We start from the raw sequence: 20,128 nt of genomic DNA, 5'->3' as shown, positions 1-20,128 counted from the left end.
TCAGACAGGCCGTTTTCATTGGAAAACGGCCTTTTTCATGGGCGTCTGAAAGTGCCCGGCAAGGCCAGTTCAACGCCAGGATTGACTCAAGCCGACTTGGCCATGATCAGCCCGTTCTCGCTCGCCGCTTCCAGACGGATCGCCACGAACTTCGAGGTCGGGGTGTGGCTGCCGTCACCGGTACTTTCCAAGGGCACCAGCGGGTTCACTTCCGGGTAGTAGGCGGCGGCCTGTCCGGCCGGGATGTCGAAGGCCAGCAAGGTAAACCCTTTGACCCGCCGCTCGCGTCCGTCGTCCCACAGCGAGACGATGTCGGCCTTTTGCCCGGGTTTGAAGCCCAGTCGGATGATGTCCGCTTCGTTGACAAACAGTACGTCACGCTGGCCTTTCACACCGCGATAGCGGTCATCGAGGCCGTAGATGGTGGTGTTGTACTGGTCGTGGGAGCGCATGGACTGCAGGATCAGGTCCGGCAATTGCCCTGTGGCTCGGGTCCGCTCGTGGAGCAGGTCGGTCGGCAACCGGTTGGGCTTGAAGTTGGCGCGGCCTGACGGTGTGTTCCAGCGACGGGCACCGGCACTGTTGCCCAGATAGAAGCCACCGGGATTCTTGAGTTTCTGGTTGAAGTCCTTGAAGCCGGGGATGGTCTCGGCGATCAGGTCGCGGATGCGGCTGTAATCGGCCACGAGCCAGTTCCAATCCACCGGACGGCTGCCCAGCGTGGCGGCAGCGATGCCGGCGATGATCCACGGCTCCGAACGCATCTGGTTCGACAACGGCTGCAATTGGCCATTGGAGGCGTGGACCATGCTGAACGAGTCTTCCACGGTCACGGCCTGGGAGCCTTCGGCTTGCAGGTCGATGTCGGTGCGACCGAGGCACGGCAGGATCAACGCATCTTTCCCGTGGGCCAGATGACTGCGGTTGAGCTTGGTGCTGATCTGTACGGTCAGGTCACAATTGCGCAGGGCCTGGAAGGTGCGGTGGCTATCGGGAGTAGCCTGGGCGAAGTTGCCGCCCAGGGCGATGAATACCTTGGCCCGGCCCTCGGCCATGGCGTGGATCGCCTCGACTACGTTATGGCCGTTTTCACGCGGCACCTTGAACTGGAAACGCCGCTCCAGCGCGTCGAGGAACGCAACGGGCGGACGCTCGTTGATGCCCATGGTCCGGTCGCCCTGCACATTACTGTGCCCTCGCACCGGGCAAAGCCCCGCGCCTGGCTTGCCGATGTTGCCACGCAGCATCATCAGGTTGGCGATTTCCTGGATGGTCGCGACGGAATGGCGGTGCTGGGTAATGCCCATCGCCCAGCACATGATCACGTTGCTGGCTTTGGCGTACATGCGCGCGGCCTGCTCGATCTCGGCCAGGGTCAGGCCGGATTGTTCGGCGATTTGTTCCCATGGGGTGTCATCGACGACCGCCAGGTATTCCAGGACATCGACGCTGTGTTCGTTGAGGAACCCATGGTCGAATACTGCGGGGCCGCCGCTGTTCTGTGCTTCACGCTCCCATTGCAGCAGGAACTTCGCCATGCCGCGCAGCACGGCCATGTCTCCGCCCAGGGCTGGACGGAAATACGCGGTATTGGTGGGTTTATCACCGTTGGTAAGCATTTCCAGCGGGTGTTGCGGATGCTGAAAGCGCTCCAGGCCACGCTCTTTCAGCGGGTTGATGCATACGACCTGGGCGCCGCGCTTCACGGCTTCGCGCAGCGGTTCGAGCATCCGTGGGTGGTTGGTGCCGGGGTTCTGGCCCCAGACGAAGATCGCGTCGGCATGCTCGAAGTCGTCAAATGTCACCGTGCCTTTGCCGACACCCACGCTCTGGGACAAGGCCACGCCGCTGGCTTCATGGCACATGTTCGAGCAGTCGGGGAAATTGTTGGTGCCGTACGCGCGCACGAACAGTTGATAGAGATAAGCTGCCTCGTTGCTGGCCCGGCCCGAGGTGTAGAACTCGGCCTCGTTCGGGTTGGACAACCCCTGCAGATGTTTTCCGATCAAGGCAAATGCCGCATCCCAGCTGATGGGCTTGTAGCGGTCGGTTTGCGCGTCGTATTGCATCGGCTCCGTCAGGCGCCCCTGGTATTCAAGCCAGTAGTCACTCTGCTCGAGCAATGACGTGACGCTGTGCTTGGCAAAAAAAGCGGCGTCGACACGACGTTTGGTCGCTTCCCAGTTCACCGCCTTGGCGCCGTTCTCACAGAACTTCACCATGCCGCTTTCTGGCGAATCACCCCAGGCGCAGCCAGGGCAATCAAAGCCGCCGTTCTGGTTGGTCTTGAGCATCATGCGGATGTTTTTCAGCGCGTTATCGCTGGTCAGCCAGGCCTGGGCAACGCTGATCAGCGCGCCCCAACCACCGGCTGGGCCCTTGTAGGGTTTGTAGCGCGGTGCGGGTTTCTGGTTGGCTTGTTGATAATTGCTCACGCTTGTTTCTCCATCGCAGGGCTGTAGACCCGCGGCGCACTTTTTTGCGGCAGGTGGATGAGGTTGAGGTTGTGTTGGCGGGCCCATTGCACGGCAAGGCCCGTGGGCGACGACAGGCTGACCAACGTCTGGATGCCGGCGCGCAGTACTTTCTGGATCAATTCGAGGCTGCAACGGCTGGTGACGATTGCCACGCCACCAGCCACCGGGATTTGCTGACGGATCAACGCGCCGATCAATTTATCGAGAGCGTTGTGCCGGCCAATGTCTTCGCGGCCCATCAGCAACTCGCCGTTGGCGTTCATGAACAATGCCGCATGGACGGCGCCACAGTGCTGGCCCAGGGGCTGGAACTGGCTGATGCGTTGACGCAGGCCATCGAGCCATTGCGCTGGTGGCAAGGGTGCCCCGGGCAGCGACTTGAGGTCGGGCAGCGCCTGTTCCACGGCTTCCACGCCACAGAGTCCGCAGCCACTGGTGCCGGCCATTTGGCGACGTTGCTCTTTGAGATTCCAGAAGGCGCGATTGGCGATGGTGACCTGGGCATATTGGGCCGAACCGGCGCCGCTCAGTTGCAAGTCGTAAATGTCCGCTGGATCCTCGATGATGCCGCTGCCCAGGCTGAACCCGACGATAAAATCCTCGAGATCGGTTGGCGTGACCAGCATCACCGCTTGGCTGATGCCGTTATAGGCAATGGCCAACGCCACTTCCTCGGCCAGCGCGGCGCTGGCCGATTCGAAGTGCTCCAGGTTGCAGTAGCGATAGCTCTGGCTGGCGGCTGGCGTGGAAGGTTCCACGTCAGGCACTGGACAGGCCTGAGGCTTGTCGTTCATGGGCATCACTGAAAGTAGGAATAGTGCTAAGACTAAATGCGGCAATCTGCCACGTCTAATCGCTATTACTGATCTTTCAATAGATGACGTCGATCAAGGAAAGGTTATTGATTTCTGGTAAAGGGCGAAACAAGCCTCCGCCAACGCCGAACGCGGAGCCCCGCGACGCATGATCAGCCCAAGCGGAACAAGGGTTTGGGCGTTTTCGATGGGCTGGATGCGCAAGTCCTCGGTCATGACGTTCAGTCCGCTGTCCAATGGGACCACCGCGCAGCACAATCCGCCATGCACCGCTTGCAGCAATTGATGCACGGCGTCGGTTTGCAGCAACGGTTGAGGTGCAAGGCCTCGGCTATGGAACGCGTGATCGATGGATTGGCGAAAATGCATGCCGCTGGTGAGCATGCCCAGGGGCAGTTCAACCAGTGATTCCCATCTCAGCGGTTCTTCGCCAAAAAAGAAAAACCGCTGGTCGTACAGCAGGCCCATGCGGGTGTGGCTGAAGGGCAAGGATTCGAAGCGCTCGTTATCCAGGCGTTCCATGTAGGAAATGCCCAGGTCGATGCGGTTGTTCGCCAATTGTTCGAGGATGCGCTCCGAACTCAAGGACGATAATTCGAAGCGCAGGCTCGGGTGCTCGGTGTGCAGGCGTTGCATCATCGACAGCGGGTCGAAATCCGACAGCGGCACCACGCCCAGGCGCAGCGTACCCACCAGGTTGCCACGGCAGGCCGCCGCTTCGGCCTGAAGCCCGTCATAGGCCGCCAGCACTGTGCGTGCCCAAGCCAGCACCCGTTCGCCTGGCGCGGTAAAACCCTCGAAACGCTGGCCGCGGTTGACCAACGGAAGGCCCAGCTCTTCTTCCAGGCTGCGCAAACGCATCGACAGGGTGGGTTGGGTGATGTGACAACGGGCGGCAGCCTGGCCGAAGTGGCGGGTTTCGTCGAGCGCGATGAGAAATTTCAGCTGCTTGATGTCCATCTTCACTCCTTGGCGCGGGAAGATTGGGATTCTAGCGCTTTGGGCGTGTTGGGGTCATTGGTCGGTTGGAAGGCGGGCTCGGTGGGCTTGGTCTAGGCTTTGCGTCTGGACATTCAATTCCAAGGAGCAAGCGCCATGAGTCTTTTTAGTTTTGTGAAGGAGGCGGGTGAGAGACTTATCGATCTCCTGACCCCCGGTAATGCCAATGCCGGTGAGCAATTGAAGGAGCACATCAATAAAGTCGGGCTGGGCAACCCCAATATCCAAGCGACCGTTGAAGGTGACAAAGTCATCGTGACCGGTGAAGTCTCGAGCCAGGAGGAAAAAGAAAAGGTCCTGTTGGCTGTGGGCAATATCCAAGGTGTCGGCAGTGTTGACGATCAGATCACCGTGACTGGGCCGGTAGCGCAGGCCGCACGTTTCGTAACCGTGAAGAAGGGTGACACGCTCAGCGCCATATCCAAGGCCGAGTACGGTGACGCCAACAAGTACAACAAGATCTTTGAAGCCAACAAGCCGATGCTTTCGCACCCAGACAAAATCTATCCGGGGCAGGTGCTGCGTATTCCGGAATAGACTGCCGCATTTGCGGCGCCTTCATCGCGAGCAGGCTCGCTCCCACAGAGGCTTTGGTTCGCGGCGAAACCATTGTGGGAGCGAGCTTGCTCGCGATGAAGGCAGCGCGGTTCAAAGCCCGGCAATCAAATCCCGATAATCCCCGACCGCTTCGAATTCCCCGGTATCCTTCGGCCCCTTGCGGCTGTCCGGTTCGCTGACCGCCAGCAGATGCGCGATGCCGAAATCACGGGCGCTGCGCAAGACCGGCAAGGTGTCGTCAATGAACAGGCTGCGAGTGGGGTCGAAGTCCAGGTCCGCTTGCAGGGCGTCCCAGAACTGCGGGTTTTCCTTGGGGAAACCGTAATCGTGGGAGCTGATCAAACGCTCGAAATACGGGGCGAGCTCGATACGCTCCAGCTTCAGCGACAGCGAGTCTCGATGGGCGTTAGTGATCATCACGACGCGTTTGCCGGCCCTTTGGATCGCTGCCAGGAACGTATCGGCGTCGGGGCGCAGGGCGATCAGGTGGGCGGTTTCCAGTTTCAATTCGCGCACCGGCAGCTTCAGCTCCGCGCTCCAGAAGTCCAGGCAGTACCACTGCAACTGGCCGGCGTTGCGCTCGAACAGCGGTTGCAGCTCCATCTCGGCCATCGCGCGGCTGACGCCATGCAGTTCGGCGTAGCGCTGAGGCAGGTGTTCCAGCCAGAAATGGTTGTCGTAATGCAGGTCCAGCAGGGTGCCGTCCATGTCCAGCAGGACCGTGTCGATCGCGTGCCAAGGCAACAAGGCCATAAAAACTTCTCCAGCGGTAATCGGATATCCGACACAAACAATCAGAATAGGCCGGGTATAGTAGCCCGCTATCGCCCAGGGAGCCGTTTATGCGCCAGAAACCCACCATACTCGACCGACGGATCGTCGCCACCAGCCGCCTGTTTTGCGTGGAAGAAATGAAGCTGCGTTTTTCCAATGGTGTGGAGCGCACTTACGAGCGATTGGCGGCCAAGAGCCCTGGCTACGGCGCGGTGATGATTGTCGCGATGCTCGATGCCGACCATGCCGTGCTGGTGGAAGAGTATTGTGGCGGTACCGACGCTTATGAGTGGTCATTGCCCAAGGGTTTGGTCGAGCCGGGCGAAGACGTGCTGGCGGCGGCCGAGCGCGAGCTCAAGGAAGAGGCCGGTTTTGGCGCGCGTCAGCTGGAACACCTGACGGAGCTGTCGTTGTCGCCTGGCTACATGAGCCAGAAGATCCAAGTGGTGCTGGCGACCGACCTGTATGAAGAGCGGCTGGAGGGCGACGAACCCGAGCCGATGCGAGTGGACAAGATCAACCTGGGCGAGCTCTCGGCCCTTGCACAGAATCCCCAATTCACCGAGGGACGGGCGCTGGCGGCGTTGTATCTGGCCCGCGACCTGCTGACCCAGCGTGGAGCCTACCTGCCATGATTCTTCCTCACGCGCTGATGGTCCCGGTGATCGAACTGGCGCTTCGGGCCGGCGCGGCAATCCTGCCGTTCTGGCGCGCCGATGTAGAAGTTGCGCACAAGGCGGATGAATCGCCTGTAACCGCCGCGGACATGGCCGCCCACGATGTCATCGTCGCTGGATTGACCGCGCTGGCGCCGGATATTCCGATCCTCTCAGAGGAGGACGCCGATATCGCGCAAAGCGTCCGCGCTACCTGGAAACGCTGGTGGCTGGTGGACCCGCTGGATGGAACCAAGGAATTCATCTCGGGCAGTGAAGAGTTCACCGTCAACATCGCCTTGGTCGAAGAAGGGCGGGTGGTGTTCGGCGTGGTCTCGATGCCCACCAATGGCCGTTTCTACGTCGGTGGCGTGGGGCTGGGGGCCTGGCGTGGCGAGAAAGGCGTCGAGCCTTCGCCGATCACGGTGCGTAACGCGCTAGCGCCTGGTGATGCCTTTACCGTGGTCGCCAGCCGGCGCCACACCAGTGCGGAGCAGGAGCGCCTGTTGGCCGGCTTGAGTGAGAGCCTCGGCGCCTTGCAACTGACCAACATCGGCAGTTCGCTGAAATTCTGCCTGTTGGCTGAAGGCGCCGCCGATTGTTACCCCCGTTTGGCGCCAACGTCTCAGTGGGACACCGCCGCCGCCCAGGGCGTACTCGAAGGAGCGGGCGGCGAGGTGCTGGACCTGAGCGGCGAACCGTTCCGCTATCCACCGCGCGAGTCGCTGTTGAATGCTTCGTTCCTGGCGCTGCCGGCGAAAGCGGCGTGGCGTGGGAAGCTGTTGGAGCTTGCCCGCTCTTGAACCAAGGCTGATTTCTGGCCGGATGCTTTTGTGAGAGCAAGCTCCCTCGCCACGTGAATCAACGATGATCAGCGGTGCAAAACGTATTGCCCTTCGAATTGCACCGCCACATTCTCGCTGTCGACGTTCAACACCCGCGTTTGTAATGCCAGCCGCGCCCGCCCGTAGCGCTTATAAGTCGCCACGAAACGTTTCCAGGTCTTTTCATCGGGCGCGTCGCAAATGACGGTTGCATCTCGGGTCACGGGCAGCGGATAGCTGATCTGCCCTTCCTGGATCACGATGTGTCCGTCTTCGACTCCCTCCTCGCGCAAGGCCAGGTGCAACCAGCCCCAGCCACCCAGCACCGCGCCGCAATACAGGCTCCCCCCGAACATGGTGCTCTTGTGGTTGACGTTGGCCTCGAGCGGCAGGAACAGACGCAGCTGGCGGGCCTGCCATTGGAGCACCTTCAGGCCCATGTCCCGGGTCAATGGGATGTCCCGGTGCAGGATCGTTTCCAGATAATGGCTGTCGCGGTTCATGCGGGCCCTCTTCTAACGGTGGGTGGCAGGACTCAATCGGAATCGTCGGCCTGGCCTGGGCTATTGTCGCCGAAGGCCAGCCCATGCTTGCGCAGCTTGTCGTGCAGGGTTTTGCGTGGAATGCCCAACGCTTCGGCAAGGCTGCGCACTGAACTGTGGGGCCGTGCCAGCTCGGCGGCAATGAGGGTTTTTTCGAAGTTCTCCACCTGCTCGCTCAAACCGCCGCTGACGGTTTGCACCGGGGCGCCTGGCTGGCCTTCCGGCGCGCTGTTATCCAGGGCCAGCTCCAGGCCCAGGGCGAAACGCTCGGCGGCGTTCTGCAATTCGCGTACGTTGCCCGGCCAGTCATGGCGCAACAACAGCGCCCGGTGGGCCGGTAGCAGTTCGTGGGGCGGCAGGCCATGACGGGCGCTGGCCTCATCGGCAAAATGCTGGAACAGCATCAGCACGTCCTCACCGCGCTCGCGCAACGGCGGTATGCGCAGCGGCGCGACATTCAGCCGGTAATACAAGTCGGCGCGAAAGCGGCCTTGATCGGCGGCCTGGCGCAGGTCTTCCTTGGTGGCGGCGACGATACGGATGTCCAGGGGGATCTGCTGATTGCCACCCAGTCGTTCCACCACCCGCTCTTGCAGCAGGCGAAGCAATTTGACCTGCACGTCCAGGCTCATGCTTTCGATTTCATCGAGAAACAACGTGCCGCCATTGGCGAATTCGAATTTGCCGATACGGCGCTTCTGCGCGCCAGTGAAGGCGCCGGGTTCGTGGCCGAACAGTTCGCTTTCAACCACTGACTCGGCCAAAGCGCCGGCGTTGATCGCCACGAACGGCCCGTTGCGTCGACTCGAAAGATCGTGCAGCGCGCGGGCGACCACTTCCTTGCCGGCGCCGGTTTCACCCAGGATCAACACGTCGGCGCGCGTCGCTGCCAAGGCACCGATCTGCTCGCGCAGGCGCAACATGGGCGACGATTGTCCTACCAGCCGGGCGCTGAGTTCATGGCGATCGCTGAGGGCCAGGCGCAGGCTGCGGTTATCCAGGACCAGGCGCCGCAAAGCCAGGGCCCGACGCACACTGTCGAGCAGATGATCGCTGGCAAAGGGTTTTTCGAGAAAGTCGTAGGCCCCGGCGCGCATTGCCTGCACGGCCAGCGGTACATCGCCATGGCCGGTAATCAGCAGCACTGGCAGGTCCGGGTCCTGGGCGTGCAGTTGGCCCAGCAGTTCCAGGCCGTCCATGCCGGGCATGCGGATATCGCTGACCACCACGCCTGGCCAATCCCTCGGCAGTTGCCCGGCCAGGCCGTTGGCCTCGCCCAGTGGCAGGATTTTCAGCCCAGCCAGGTCGAGGGTCTGGCTCAGGGCCTGACGCAGGTGGGGATCGTCGTCGATCAGCACCACCTCAATCTGGTTTTCGATGGTCATACACTACGGTCCTCGGACGGTTGCAGGCTCACCCCGGGCGCACCCGCCCGCAGCTTCAGGGTAATCAGGGCGCCGCCTTCCTTGTGGTTGGCGAACAACAATTCGCCGCCGAAGGCGCGCATCAGGGTGTCGCAGATTGCCAGCCCCAGGCCAAGGCCCTGGGTGCGAGTCTTGGTGGTATAGAACGGCTCGCCGGCGCGGCCGAGGGCTTCCATGCAGAAACCCGGGCCGTTATCGCGGATGTACAGGTTGACGCCGGTTTCGGTCGCCTGGGCACTGAGCCAGAGTCTACGCGGCGGACCTTTTTCAGTCAGGGCATCCAGGGCATTGGCCAGCAGGTTGCCCAGCACCTGGCGCAGGCGTGTTTCACCGGCCTCGACCCACAAGGTGGCGGCGGGCAGGTCACGGATCAACTCCACTTCCATGCTGCGCCGACGTTTGGCGAGCAAGGCAAGGGCATCGTCCAGCGCCGGTTGCAGCGCGACGCTTTCCGGGGCGTGGCGGTCGCGGCGCGCGAAGGCGCGCAGGTGAGCGATGATCGACGCCATGCGCCCGGTCAGTTCGTTGATCAGCTTGAGGTTGCCACGGGCGTCGTCGGTGCGTTGGTGATCGAGCAGTATTTCAGCGTTTTCGGCATAACTTCTGATCGCCGCCAACGGTTGGTTGAGTTCATGGCTGATGCTGGCCGACATGGTGCCGAGCGCCGACAACTTGCCGGCCTGCACCAAATCATCCTGGGCACGGACCAGTTCCTGCTGGGCGTGCTCGCGTTCCAGCACCTCTTGCTTGAGACGACGGTTGAGGCCCTCCAGGTCGCTGGTGCGTTCCGCGACGCGGCCCTCCAATTCATGACGGGCCTTGGCCTCGAAGGCGATTCTTTCCAGGTAGTGGCGCCTGCGCTGCATCATCAACCCGAGCAACAGCATCAAGACCAGCAATGCCGCGCCGCCGATGACGACCACCGTGCGCACCGGGCGGTCAATCAGGGTGCGCGGGGCCAGGATGCTCACATTCCAGCCGGTTTCTTCGATGGCCTGGGTCTGGGTCAGCCAGGCATTGGGGTCCAGGTTGAGCGGCTTGGGGTCACGAGTAGGGTAGGGTTGTATCGCGCTGATCGCCTTGCTTTCCGGATCGCTCAGGGGCCGCGTCGAGCGGAAGCGCCATTCCTGGCGCGAGGTGAGAATGACCACGCCGTTGTGGTCGGTCACCAAGAGCTGTTCGGGCGTTTTGCCCCATAGGCTTTCGGTGTGGTCCAGGTCCACCTTGACCACCAATACGCCGATGACTTTTTCGCGATCATGCACGGCGGCAGCGAAGAAATAACCGCGTTTGCCCGATGTGGTGCCCAGGCCGAAGAAACGTCCCAGGCGCCCGGCCATGGCCTCGATGTAATAAGGGCGAAAGGCGAAATTGCGACCGACGAAGCTGTCGTGCTTATCCCAATTAGACGCCGCCAGGGTCTTGCCCGTGGCGTCCATCAGGTACATGACCTCGGCGCCGGTCTGGGCGCTGATGTTTTTCAATAACCGGTTGGCATTGCCCTGGGTGACGCCATCGTCCGGTGTCGACAAGGCCGCGCGCAGGGCCGGCAGCTCGCCGAGTATCTGGGGCAGTACTTCGTAGCGGTGCAACGTCCCCAGCAGGTTGGCGACGTAGAGGTCGAGTGTCTGTCTGTTCTGCCCGGCCAGTTCGCTGCGGTAGTAGCGCTCGGCCAGATGCTCAAGCGGCCACAGCAACGGTGCCAGGCACAGCGCGAGCAACGCCAGGCTGCGCCAACGAGGTCTGCGGGGGAGGGTGGAGGTCATGGGAGTCTGCGCCTGGGGTTACAGGCGCATTATGCCTAGGCTTGCCCGGCAAGGCACTGCTGTAACGCGCTTCGCCAGTCTGGTTGGCTCACGCCCCACTCCCTGGCCAGCCGGGCGCAGTCCAGGCGCGAGTTCAACGGACGCGGCGCCGGGGTCGGGTATTCGCTCGATGCGATGGCTTCAAGCACGGCGCAGGATTTGTGCTGCTCGACCAGGTGTTCACCGATGGCTTGGGCGAATCCGAACCAGGATGTCTGGCCCTGGGCTGTCAGGTGATAGGTGCCCCAGGCGCCGCGTTGCCCAGCTTGCCAGCGCTCGATCAGCTTCGCGGTGCTCTCGGCGATTGTCCCCGCCCAGGTCGGTGCGCCGATCTGGTCCGAGACGACGCGCAGATGGGGCTTTTCCTGCAGCAGACGCTGCATGGTCAACAGGAAATTGCGTCCCGCGTTGGAATACACCCAACTGGTGCGCAGGATCAGATGCTCTCCGCCCGCCTGGCGGATGGCCTCTTCGCCCGCCAGCTTGCTGCGACCGTAGACACTCAGCGGGTTGGGCGCGTCGTCCTCGGTGTAGGGGGTGTGCTTGCGACCGTCGAAGACATAATCGGTGGAGTAGTGGATCAGCGGCACGCCCAGTTCGAGCGCCGCCTGGGCGAGCACGCCCGGTGCGATGGCATTGATGGCGAAGGCCTGCTGCGCCTCGCTCTCGGCCTGGTCGACCGCCGTATGGGCGGCGGCGTTGATGATCAGGTCGGGCCGCGCCGCCTCGATAGGCGCGCGCAGGTGATCGGGTCGGGCCATGTCGAGCTGGCTGCTGCCCAGCACCGTCAGTTCGCCGATGCCGGCCAGGCGCTTTTGAAGGGCTTGGGAGACCTGGCCGTTCCGGCCGATGATCAAGATGCGCGAGGAAGTACTCATGGGAACAGATCGGCCTCATGCAGGGCCTTGCCGGCCTGGTCCTTGGGCGACAGGATCGGTGCGCCTGGCAACTCCCAGTCAATCGCCAGGTCGGGGTCGTCCCAGCGAATGCAGCGCTCGGCTGACGGGGCATAGTAATCGGTGGTCTTGTAGAGAAAGTCCGCCGAGTCGCTCAGTACGACAAAACCGTGGGCAAATCCAGGGGGAATCCACAGCTGCCGATGGTTCTGTCCCGACAGGCGTACGCTGGTCCACTGGCCGAATGTCGGCGAGCTGCGGCGAATGTCCACCGCAACGTCGAGTACCTCGCCGGCGGTGACGCGCACGAGTTTCCCCTGGGTTTGTTCGATCTGGTAATGCAGGCCGCGCAGCACGCCCTTGGCCGAGCGCGAATGGTTGTCCTGGACGAACTGCACCGTGCGCCCCGTGGCTTCGGTGAATGCCTGGGCATTGAAACTTTCATAGAAGAAGCCGCGATCATCGCCGAAGACCTTCGGCTCGAGGATCAAGACTTCCGGCAGTCGCGAGGCGATAACATTCAACGTGTTTCTCCGGCAATCTTGAACAGGTATTGGCCGTAGCCGGTCTTGCCGAAGTAACTGGCACGCTCCAATACGTGCTCGCGGCTGACCCAGCCCTGTTGATAGGCGATTTCTTCCAGGCATGCGACCTTCAGGCCTTGGCGATGCTCAATGGTCTGAACGTATTGCGAGGCTTCCAGCAGGCTGTCATGGGTGCCGGTGTCCAGCCAGGCAAAGCCGCGGCCAAAGCGCTCGACATGCAAGTCCCCTCGTTGCAGATAGGCATTGTTGACGTCGGTAATCTCCAGTTCGCCTCGTTTGGACGGCTTGATGGCTTTGGCGATCTGTATGACGTCGTTGTCGTAGAAATACAGGCCGGTCACCGCATAGCTGGACTTGGGGGCGGCGGGTTTTTCTTCGATGGAGACGGCGCGTCCTTCGGGATCGAAGTCGATCACGCCGAAACGCTCGGGATCCTTGACCCAATAACCGAACACCGTCGCACCGCGTGGGCGGTTGACGGCGGTCTGCAATTGCTCGCCGAAATGTTGGCCATGAAAAATGTTGTCACCCAGGATCAGGCAGACCGGATCATTGCCGATGAACTGCTCGCCAATCAGGAAAGCCTGGGCCAGACCGTCGGGGGTCGGCTGCTCGGCGTAGCTGAAATGGACGCCGAACTGGGCGCCATCGCCCAGCAGATTTCGATATTGGGGCAGGTCCTGCGGGGTGGAGATGATCAGGATTTCCTTGATGCCGGCGAGCATCAGTACCGAGATCGGGTAATAGATCATCGGCTTGTCGTAGACCGGCAACAACTGCTTGGAAACCCCGAGGGTGATCGGATGCAGCCGCGTGCCGGAACCGCCGGCCAGAACAATGCCTTTCATCATGCAATCGTATCCTTGTTTTCGAGCGAGCCGAGGCGCTCGCCTTGATAGCTGCCATCCTGCACGCGCCGGCACCACAGCAGGTTCTCCAGATACCACTGCACGGTCTTGCGCAGCCCGGTCTCGAAGGTTTCCCGAGGGGTCCAGCCCAGCTCCCGTTCGATCTTGCCGGCGTCGATAGCGTAGCGCAGGTCATGCCCGGGACGATCCTTGACGAAGGTAATCAGGTCCGCATAGCGCTCGACGCCCTCGGGTTTGTGGGGCGCGAGTTCTTCGAGCAGCGCACAGATGTTGCGCACGACATCGATGTTCTTCTGCTCATTATGGCCACCAATGTTGTAAGTCTCGCCGACTACACCTTCCGTCACGACTTTGAGCAGCGCCCGGGCGTGGTCTTCGACGTAGAGCCAGTCGCGCACTTGCTGGCCGTCGCCATAGACAGGCAACGGCTTGCCCGCCAGCGCATTGAGGATGACCAGCGGGATCAGCTTCTCGGGGAAGTGGAACGGCCCGTAGTTGTTCGAGCAGTTGGTCAGCAGCACGGGCAAGCCGTAGGTGCGCTGCCAGGCCCGGACCAGGTGATCGGACGCTGCCTTGCTGGCTGAGTAAGGCGAGCTGGGGGCGTAGGCGGTGGTTTCGGTGAACAGGTCATCGACGCCGTGCAGGTCGCCATACACTTCGTCGGTGGAAATATGGTGGAAACGAAACGCCCGTTTCTGCGGTTCGGCCAGGGCCTGCCAATAGGCACGGGTTGCTTCGAGCAAGCTATAGGTGCCGACGATGTTGGTCTGGATGAAGTCCGCCGGACCGTCGATGGAGCGGTCCACATGGGATTCGGCGGCCAGGTGCATGATTGCGTCAGGTTTGAACCGCGCCAGCACCGCGCTGATCGTTGCTTGATCGACGATGTCCGCCTGCACGAATTCGTAGCGGCTGTCGTGATCAATGCTGCTCAGCGACTCCAGGTTGCCAGCGTAGGTCAGCTTGTCGAGGTTCAGGACCTGGTGTTCGGTATCAAGAATCAAATGCCGTATGAGAGCCGAGCCGATGAAGCCGGCACCGCCGGTGATGAGAATGCGCATCCGGTTAAGCCTTTTTTCGATAAGACGATACAGCGATGGAGCATAGCTTGTCGGCATGACGAGGAGCGTGCAAGCGAATCTCCCTTGGGAACGGGCCAAGGGAAGCAGGCTCACTACTTAATAAGAAGTGGGGGTTGCTAATCCTCCGACTCAATGGCGAGATAAGCATCCAAAACAAAACCACTCAGGGGTCGTTGTATGCCGCTCGCTACGTTGGTTCACCGTGCCAGTTTGCCAAGCCCACAGATCAGCGCCGAACAGGCGTTGGTGCTGCTGCGCTCGAATTACGGACTCAGCGGTGACCTGCGACCCCTCGGCAGCCATCAGGATCTCAATTACCGCGTCGACAGCGACCGCGGGCGGTTCGTATTGAAGATTTGCCACGGCAACTATGCCGTCCAGGAGCTCCAGGCCCAGCATGCCGCGCTCAAGGCGCTGGCCGGGCATGGCGCGGTAAAGGTGCCTGCGGTCATGGCGGCCAGCAATGGCAAGGACCTGTTGACGCTTGAGGTCGACGGGCAAACCGTTCACGTGCGGTTGCTGGAGTACATCGAGGGCCAGTCCCTGACCCAGCTCAAGCATCTTTCCCGCGACCTGGTGACGGGGCTGGGGCGCGTGTGTGCCGAGATGGACGTGGCCCTCGCTGCGTTCGATCATCCCGGCCTGGATCGCACATTGCAGTGGGACGCGCGTCATGCGCCGGCCTTGATCGATCATTTGCTGCCCGTCATCAAGGATGAACAACGACGCCGATTGATCGCCGAGGCGGCGCAACAGGCCGAACGGCGCTTGCAACCACTCAAGGAAAGCCTGCCGGTGCAAGCGATCCACATGGACATCACCGATGACAACGTGGTCTGGCAGCGGGACGCCCAGCGCCAATGGCAACTGCAAGGCGTCATCGATTTCGGTGACCTGATCCGCACCTGGCGTATCACCGATCTGTCGGTAACCTGCGCGGCCCTGCTGCATCACGCCGATGGGGACCCGTTTTTCATCCTGCCGGCGATCCGCGCCTACCACCGCGTCAATCCGTTGCAACGCGAAGAACTCATGGCGCTTTGGCCGTTGATTGTCGCCCGCGCCGCGGTGCTGGTGCTCAGCGGCGAGCAACAAGTGGCTATCGATCCGGGCAATGAATACTCCCGTGACAATCTTCAACATGAATGGGAGATCTTCGATGTTGCCCATTCAGTGCCGCTCGAGTTGATGGAGGCTGCGATTCTCACCGCCGCCGGCCACAGCCTGCCGCCTTTCGCCAACGAGGGTTTCGCGCCGTTGTTGCCGACATTGGTCGGGCGAGATTTCGCCCTGATCGACCTCGGCGTCCTGAGCCCGCATTTCGAGGCCGGCAATTGGGAGCAGGCGGGAATCGACCAGCGCCTGCTGAGCGAAGCGGCTGCGGTGCATGGATTGGCGGCCAGCCGCTACGGGCAATATCGGCTTTCACGCACCCGTCCGGACAGTGCCGTCGAGCCCGATACCTTTCCATTGCACGTGGAATTGCATGTGCCCCACGGTACGCCGTTGGCGTCGCCCTTCGCCGGGGTTGTGCACAAGGATGCCAATGGCTTGCTGCGGCTCGACGGCCCGCAACTGAGCTTGCATGTGTGGGGCGTGTCTTCGTCGCTGCGTTCCGGGGCCTCGTTGACCAAAGGCCAGGCACTTGGCGAAGTGGCTGGCCCTTTGCGGGTCCAACTGTGCCGAGGTGAACATCTGGCGCCGCCGCTGTTCTGTGCGCCGTCGAGGGCGCCGGCTTGGCAGGCGCTTTGCCCCTCGCCCGCGGCGTTGCTGGGGCTGGCTTGCGATGCTGAGCCGGAAATCGACCCCGAGGCGCTCCTGGCCCGTCGCGATGCGAGTTTCGCCCGGTCGCAAAAACACTACTACGTCGACCCGCCACGCATCGAGCGCGGCTGGCGCAATCACCTGATCGACATGCAGGGCCGCTCCTATCTGGACATGCTCAACAACGTCGCGGTGTTGGGGCACGGCCATCCGCGCATGGCGGCGGTTGCGGCCCGGCAGTGGTCGCTGCTCAATACCAACTCGCGCTTTCACTATGCGGCGATCGCCGAGTTTTCCGAGCGCCTGCTGGCGCTGGCACCGTCGAACATGGACCGGGTGTTTCTGGTCAACAGCGGCACCGAGGCCAATGACCTGGCGATCCGCCTGGCCTGGGCCTACAGCGGCGGGCGCGACATGCTCAGCGTGCTGGAGGCCTATCACGGATGGTCGGTGGCGGCGGACGCGGTCTCGACGTCCATCGCCGACAACCCCCAGGCCCTCAGCAGCCGTCCAGACTGGGTGCACCCGGTGACAGCGCCGAACACTTATCGCGGTGAATTCCGCGGGGTCGACAGTGCGCCAGACTACGTGCGCAGCGTCGAGCACAACCTGGCGAAAATCGCCGAGCAGAAACGCCAGCTCGCCGGTTTCATTTGCGAGCCTGTGTACGGAAACGCCGGCGGCATCGCATTGCCGCCGGGCTACCTGAAGCAGGTGTATGCCATGGTGCGCGAGCGTGGCGGTGTCTGCATCGCCGACGAGGTGCAGGTTGGCTACGGGCGCATGGGCGAGTTTTTCTGGGGCTTCGAAGAGCAAGGCGTGGTGCCGGATATCATCACCATGGCCAAGGGCATGGGCAACGGCCAGCCGCTGGGGGCAGTGATCACCCGCCGGGAGATCGCTGAGGCGCTGGAAGCCGAGGGGTATTTCTTCTCTTCCGCAGGCGGCAGTCCGGTCAGTTGCCAGATCGGCATGGCCGTGCTGGATGTCATGGAAGAAGAAAAGCTGTGGGAAAACGCCAGGGTGGTAGGAGGACATTTCAAGGCCCGCCTGGAGGCGTTGATCGACCGGTATCCGCTGGTCGGAGCGGTGCATGGTTCGGGGTTTTACCTGGGGGTGGAATTGATCCGCAACCGCGACACCCTCGAACCGGCCACTGAAGAAACAACGGCGCTGTGCGATCGTTTGCGCGAGCTGGGTATCTTCATGCAGCCGACCGGTGATTACCTCAACATTCTCAAGATCAAGCCGCCGATGGTCACCACGCGTCAAAGCGTGGATTTCTTCGTCGATATGCTGGCGAAGGTGTTGGAGGAGGGGTTGTAGCCAATCTGAAACGCCACGCTGTTCCCCTGTGGCAGCGAGCTTGCTCGCGATGACGGTTCCAGGCCGATAATTGTTTGACTGGTCTACCGCTATCGCGAGCAAGCTCGCTCCCACAAGTTTTTCCGGCGGTTATTTATCGATTTTTGTCGGCTCTAGAAGCATAGTTTCAAGGAAAATTGGCCTGATTCTATTTTAAAGTCGATTTTTATCGGCTATAAAGGCGGCTCTGTCCATCGCCCAGGAGATGATTCATGAGCCGTATCGTTACCGTAGCCGCTACTCAAATGGCCTGTTCCTGGGATCTTGAAGCCAATATCGAGACGGCCGAAAAGCTCGTTCGCCAGGCCGCTGCCCAAGGCGCGCAGGTTATCCTCCTCCAGGAACTGTTTGAGACGCCCTACTTCTGCCAGAAGCCGAACCCGGATTACCTGCAGTTGGCAACGCCGGTCGATGAGAACATCGCCATCAAGCACTTCCAGAAACTTGCCGAGGAGCTGCAGGTCGTGTTGCCTATCAGTTTTTTTGAACTGGCCGGCCGGGCGCGCTTCAACAGTATTGCCATCATTGATGCCGATGGACGGAACCTGGGCGTCTACCGCAAGAGCCATATCCCGGACGGTCCTGGCTATCATGAAAAGTATTATTTCAATCCTGGCGACACCGGTTTCAAAGTATGGGATACCCGCTACGCAAAGATTGGCGTAGGCATTTGCTGGGATCAGTGGTTCCCGGAATGCGCCCGCAGCATGGCGCTGCAAGGCGCGGAGATCCTGCTGTATCCGACCGCTATCGGCAGCGAGCCGCACGACAAGACCATCTCGTCGCGCGATCACTGGCAACGCGTGCAACAGGGTCATGCGGGCGCCAACCTGATGCCGCTGGTGGCCAGCAATCGCATCGGCAACGAAGAGCAGGATGGCTACGACATCACGTTCTACGGCTCGTCGTTCATTGCCGATCAGTTTGGCGAGAAGGTCCAGGAATTGGACGAAACCGAAGAAGGCGTGCTGGTGCATAGCTTCGACCTTGACGAGCTGGAACACATTCGCAGTGCCTGGGGCACTTTCCGTGATCGACGGCCGAACCTGTACGGCGCGATCAAAACCCTCGACGGCTCACTGGAGTCCTGATTGATGACAACTTTGCACAGCACTCCGCGCGCGGACGGTTTCCACATGCCCGCCGAATGGGCGACTCAGACTCAGGTCTGGATGATCTGGCCCGAGCGCCCGGACAACTGGCGCCTGGGCGGCAAGCCGGCGCAGGCTGCCCATGTCGCGGTCGCCAAGGCCATCGCCCGTTTCGAGCCGGTGACCGTTGCGGTGTCCGCTGCCCAGTATGAAAACGCCCGGGCGCGCCTCGATGTGCCGAATATTCGTTTGGTGGAAATGTCCAGCGATGACGCCTGGGTCCGGGATACCGGCCCGACGTTCGTCGTCAATGACAACGGCGAAGTTCGCGGCGTCGATTGGGATTTCAATGCCTGGGGCGGGTTCGACGGTGGGCTGTACTCGCCGTGGAATCGCGATTCACAAGTGGCCGGCAAGATTCTCGAAATCGAGCGCAGCCCGCGCTATCGCACCGAAGGTTTTGTACTCGAAGGCGGTTCGATTCACGTCGATGGCGAAGGCACGTTGATCACCACCGAAGAGTGCCTGCTCAACCGCAATCGCAACCCGCACATGAGCCGCGAGGACATCGAGGCGGTGCTCAGCGCCCAGTTGGCGGTAGACAAGATCATCTGGCTGCCGGACGGCCTGTTCAATGATGAAACCGATGGCCACGTGGATAACTTTTGCTGCTACGTGCGCCCTGGTGAAGTGCTGCTCGCCTGGACCGACGATCCGCAGGACCCCAATCATGCCCGCTGCCATGGGGCGATGGAGGTGCTGCGAAACAGCACCGACGCCAAGGGGCGCCCGTTCACAGTGCATAAAATGCCGATCCCCGGGCCGTTGTACGCCACCGAGGAAGAATGCTCGGGCGTTGACGCGGTGGAAGGATCCCAGGAGCGCAATCCGACTGTGCGCCTGGCCGGTTCCTACGTGAACTTCCTGATCGTCAACGGCGGCATCATTGCCCCGAGTTTCGATGACCCGCTGGACGGTCCGGCCAAGGACCTGCTGCAAAGCCTGTTTCCGGAGCATGAAGTGGTCATGGTACCGGGTCGGGAACTGTTACTGGGAGGCGGAAACATCCATTGCCTTACCCAACAGCAGCCGGCGCCGCGCATAAAATGAGTGGCGATGTAACAGCCGGGTGACACTCATCGCAGCGGCTCTATGCCGGTGTTTTTGGATCCATCCCGGCAAGCCCGCGTCCTGATTGGGGCGCGGGCTTTTTTGTGTCTGGCGGGCTACCAGCGCGATGACATTGGCATAGCTCTTGTATCGTTATTTCGGCAGTTCTGGGGCAGTGGAGCTGCGTTGTTTTGTCATAAACCTCGGATAGATTGGCCGCTCATCAACCAGGAGGGCGCTGGAATGAACATGATTAGCGAGCGCACATGCCATCCTTTGGCTGTAAATGGTGAGTCGCTTCAAGCCGTGGCGCAGTGGTTGAAATCCAACGGAACGCGTCAGATCAGGGAACCTGATCCGCGCCGGATGATCATGGAACGCTATCCCGCTGGCCTGTTCAGCGAGGCGGAGCTGGAAGCGTTGTGGGATGTGATGCAAGGATAGAATTCAACGGATTGATAAAAAGCGCTGACCGCGAGGGCAGCGCTTTTTTTATGAGCGACTGTTTACCCGCTCATGTAAACGGCTTGCT

Annotated in this window: 18 protein-coding genes; 7 read left to right on the top strand and 11 right to left on the bottom strand. The window is 61.4% G+C overall.

Going from position 1 to position 20,128, the window contains the following annotated elements; translation table 11 throughout:
- Nucleotides 1-86: 86 nt before the first annotated feature.
- From J3P81_RS23530 to J3P81_RS23520, 3 genes are all read right to left on the bottom strand, one after another.
- Complete coding sequence (locus J3P81_RS23530) at nucleotides 87-2,435, bottom strand: FdhF/YdeP family oxidoreductase (protein ID WP_434561194.1); 2,349 nt, start codon at nucleotides 2,433-2,435, stop codon at nucleotides 87-89.
- Nucleotides 2,432-3,271, bottom strand: a complete 840-nt coding sequence (fdhD, locus tag J3P81_RS23525) for a formate dehydrogenase accessory sulfurtransferase FdhD (RefSeq protein ID WP_420766423.1) — start codon at nucleotides 3,269-3,271, stop codon at nucleotides 2,432-2,434. The genes J3P81_RS23530 and fdhD overlap by 4 nt, the downstream gene beginning before the upstream one ends.
- Before the next feature lie 93 nt (nucleotides 3,272-3,364).
- Nucleotides 3,365-4,252: a LysR family transcriptional regulator gene (locus tag J3P81_RS23520; protein WP_420766422.1), complete on the bottom strand. Its 888-nt coding sequence runs from the start codon at nucleotides 4,250-4,252 to the stop codon at nucleotides 3,365-3,367.
- A gap of 135 nt (nucleotides 4,253-4,387) precedes the next feature.
- Between J3P81_RS23520 and lysM the strand changes: the two genes are divergently transcribed.
- The gene (gene lysM, locus J3P81_RS23515; protein ID WP_434561192.1) at nucleotides 4,388-4,828 is read left to right on the top strand and encodes a peptidoglycan-binding protein LysM; all 441 of its coding nucleotides are present in this window, start codon (nucleotides 4,388-4,390) and stop codon (nucleotides 4,826-4,828) included.
- 111 nt (nucleotides 4,829-4,939) lie between these two features.
- Here the strand turns inward: lysM and yrfG are convergent, their stop codons facing one another.
- Nucleotides 4,940-5,602: a GMP/IMP nucleotidase gene (yrfG, locus tag J3P81_RS23510; protein ID WP_434561190.1), complete on the bottom strand. Its 663-nt coding sequence runs from the start codon at nucleotides 5,600-5,602 to the stop codon at nucleotides 4,940-4,942.
- Nucleotides 5,603-5,691: 89 nt separating this feature from the next.
- Here yrfG and nudE point away from each other — a divergent pair, with 89 nt between their 5' ends.
- On the top strand, nucleotides 5,692-6,258 hold the full coding sequence (gene nudE / locus J3P81_RS23505; protein WP_434561188.1) for an ADP compounds hydrolase NudE: 567 nt from the start codon (nucleotides 5,692-5,694) through the stop codon (nucleotides 6,256-6,258).
- Nucleotides 6,255-7,082, top strand: a complete 828-nt coding sequence (cysQ, locus tag J3P81_RS23500) for a 3'(2'),5'-bisphosphate nucleotidase CysQ (RefSeq protein ID WP_434561186.1) — start codon at nucleotides 6,255-6,257, stop codon at nucleotides 7,080-7,082. The genes nudE and cysQ overlap by 4 nt, the downstream gene beginning before the upstream one ends.
- A 68-nt stretch (nucleotides 7,083-7,150) precedes the next feature.
- On the opposite strand, the gene J3P81_RS23495 is transcribed toward cysQ, so the two are convergent.
- The 7 genes from J3P81_RS23495 to rfbB are packed head-to-tail and all read right to left on the bottom strand — an operon-like array spanning nucleotide 7,151 to nucleotide 14,245.
- A complete protein-coding gene (locus J3P81_RS23495) occupies nucleotides 7,151-7,606 on the bottom strand; it encodes a thioesterase domain-containing protein (RefSeq protein ID WP_434561184.1) in 456 nt (151 codons plus the stop codon).
- 32 nt (nucleotides 7,607-7,638) lie between these two features.
- A complete protein-coding gene (locus J3P81_RS23490; RefSeq protein ID WP_420766416.1) occupies nucleotides 7,639-9,030 on the bottom strand; it encodes a sigma-54-dependent transcriptional regulator in 1,392 nt (463 codons plus the stop codon).
- A complete protein-coding gene (locus tag J3P81_RS23485; protein ID WP_420766415.1) occupies nucleotides 9,027-10,835 on the bottom strand; it encodes a sensor histidine kinase in 1,809 nt (602 codons plus the stop codon). The genes J3P81_RS23490 and J3P81_RS23485 overlap by 4 nt, the downstream gene beginning before the upstream one ends.
- A 35-nt stretch (nucleotides 10,836-10,870) precedes the next feature.
- On the bottom strand, nucleotides 10,871-11,752 hold the full coding sequence (gene rfbD / locus J3P81_RS23480) for a dTDP-4-dehydrorhamnose reductase (RefSeq protein WP_434561182.1): 882 nt from the start codon (nucleotides 11,750-11,752) through the stop codon (nucleotides 10,871-10,873).
- Nucleotides 11,749-12,294: a dTDP-4-dehydrorhamnose 3,5-epimerase gene (rfbC, locus tag J3P81_RS23475; protein WP_434561180.1), complete on the bottom strand. Its 546-nt coding sequence runs from the start codon at nucleotides 12,292-12,294 to the stop codon at nucleotides 11,749-11,751. The genes rfbD and rfbC overlap by 4 nt, the downstream gene beginning before the upstream one ends.
- Nucleotides 12,291-13,166 carry a glucose-1-phosphate thymidylyltransferase RfbA gene (rfbA, locus tag J3P81_RS23470; protein WP_420766412.1) on the bottom strand — a complete coding sequence of 292 codons (876 nt, stop codon included), beginning with the start codon at nucleotides 13,164-13,166 and terminating at the stop codon, nucleotides 12,291-12,293. Before rfbA ends, rfbC begins: the two co-directional genes overlap by 4 nt.
- Nucleotides 13,163-14,245, bottom strand: coding sequence for a dTDP-glucose 4,6-dehydratase (gene rfbB / locus J3P81_RS23465; RefSeq protein WP_434561178.1), 1,083 nt, complete (start codon nucleotides 14,243-14,245; stop codon nucleotides 13,163-13,165). The genes rfbA and rfbB overlap by 4 nt, the downstream gene beginning before the upstream one ends.
- 198 nt (nucleotides 14,246-14,443) lie before the next feature.
- Between rfbB and J3P81_RS23460 the strand changes: the two genes are divergently transcribed.
- The 4 genes from J3P81_RS23460 to J3P81_RS23445 all read left to right on the top strand — a co-directional run bounded on the left by J3P81_RS23460 (nucleotide 14,444) and on the right by J3P81_RS23445 (nucleotide 20,040).
- Nucleotides 14,444-17,356 (top strand): aminotransferase, encoded by a 2,913-nt coding sequence (locus J3P81_RS23460; protein WP_434561176.1) that lies wholly within the window; start codon nucleotides 14,444-14,446, stop codon nucleotides 17,354-17,356.
- A 251-nt stretch (nucleotides 17,357-17,607) separates the two neighbouring features.
- Nucleotides 17,608-18,486 (top strand): N-carbamoylputrescine amidase, encoded by an 879-nt coding sequence (gene aguB / locus J3P81_RS23455; RefSeq protein ID WP_434561174.1) that lies wholly within the window; start codon nucleotides 17,608-17,610, stop codon nucleotides 18,484-18,486.
- Nucleotides 18,487-18,489: 3 nt separating this feature from the next.
- The gene (aguA, locus tag J3P81_RS23450; RefSeq protein WP_420766408.1) at nucleotides 18,490-19,596 is read left to right on the top strand and encodes an agmatine deiminase; all 1,107 of its coding nucleotides are present in this window, start codon (nucleotides 18,490-18,492) and stop codon (nucleotides 19,594-19,596) included.
- 243 nt (nucleotides 19,597-19,839) lie between these two features.
- Entirely contained in the window at nucleotides 19,840-20,040 is a 201-nt protein-coding gene (locus J3P81_RS23445; RefSeq protein ID WP_420766407.1) for a hypothetical protein, read from the top strand.
- Nucleotides 20,041-20,128: the final 88 nt, after the last annotated feature.

The organism is Pseudomonas sp. R1-6, assembly GCF_051132115.1.
In the GTDB taxonomy this organism is placed as follows: Bacteria; Pseudomonadota; Gammaproteobacteria; order Pseudomonadales; family Pseudomonadaceae; genus Aquipseudomonas.
Note: the sequence above shows the minus strand (reverse complement) of the source record. Positions and strands in the feature narration are given on the sequence as shown.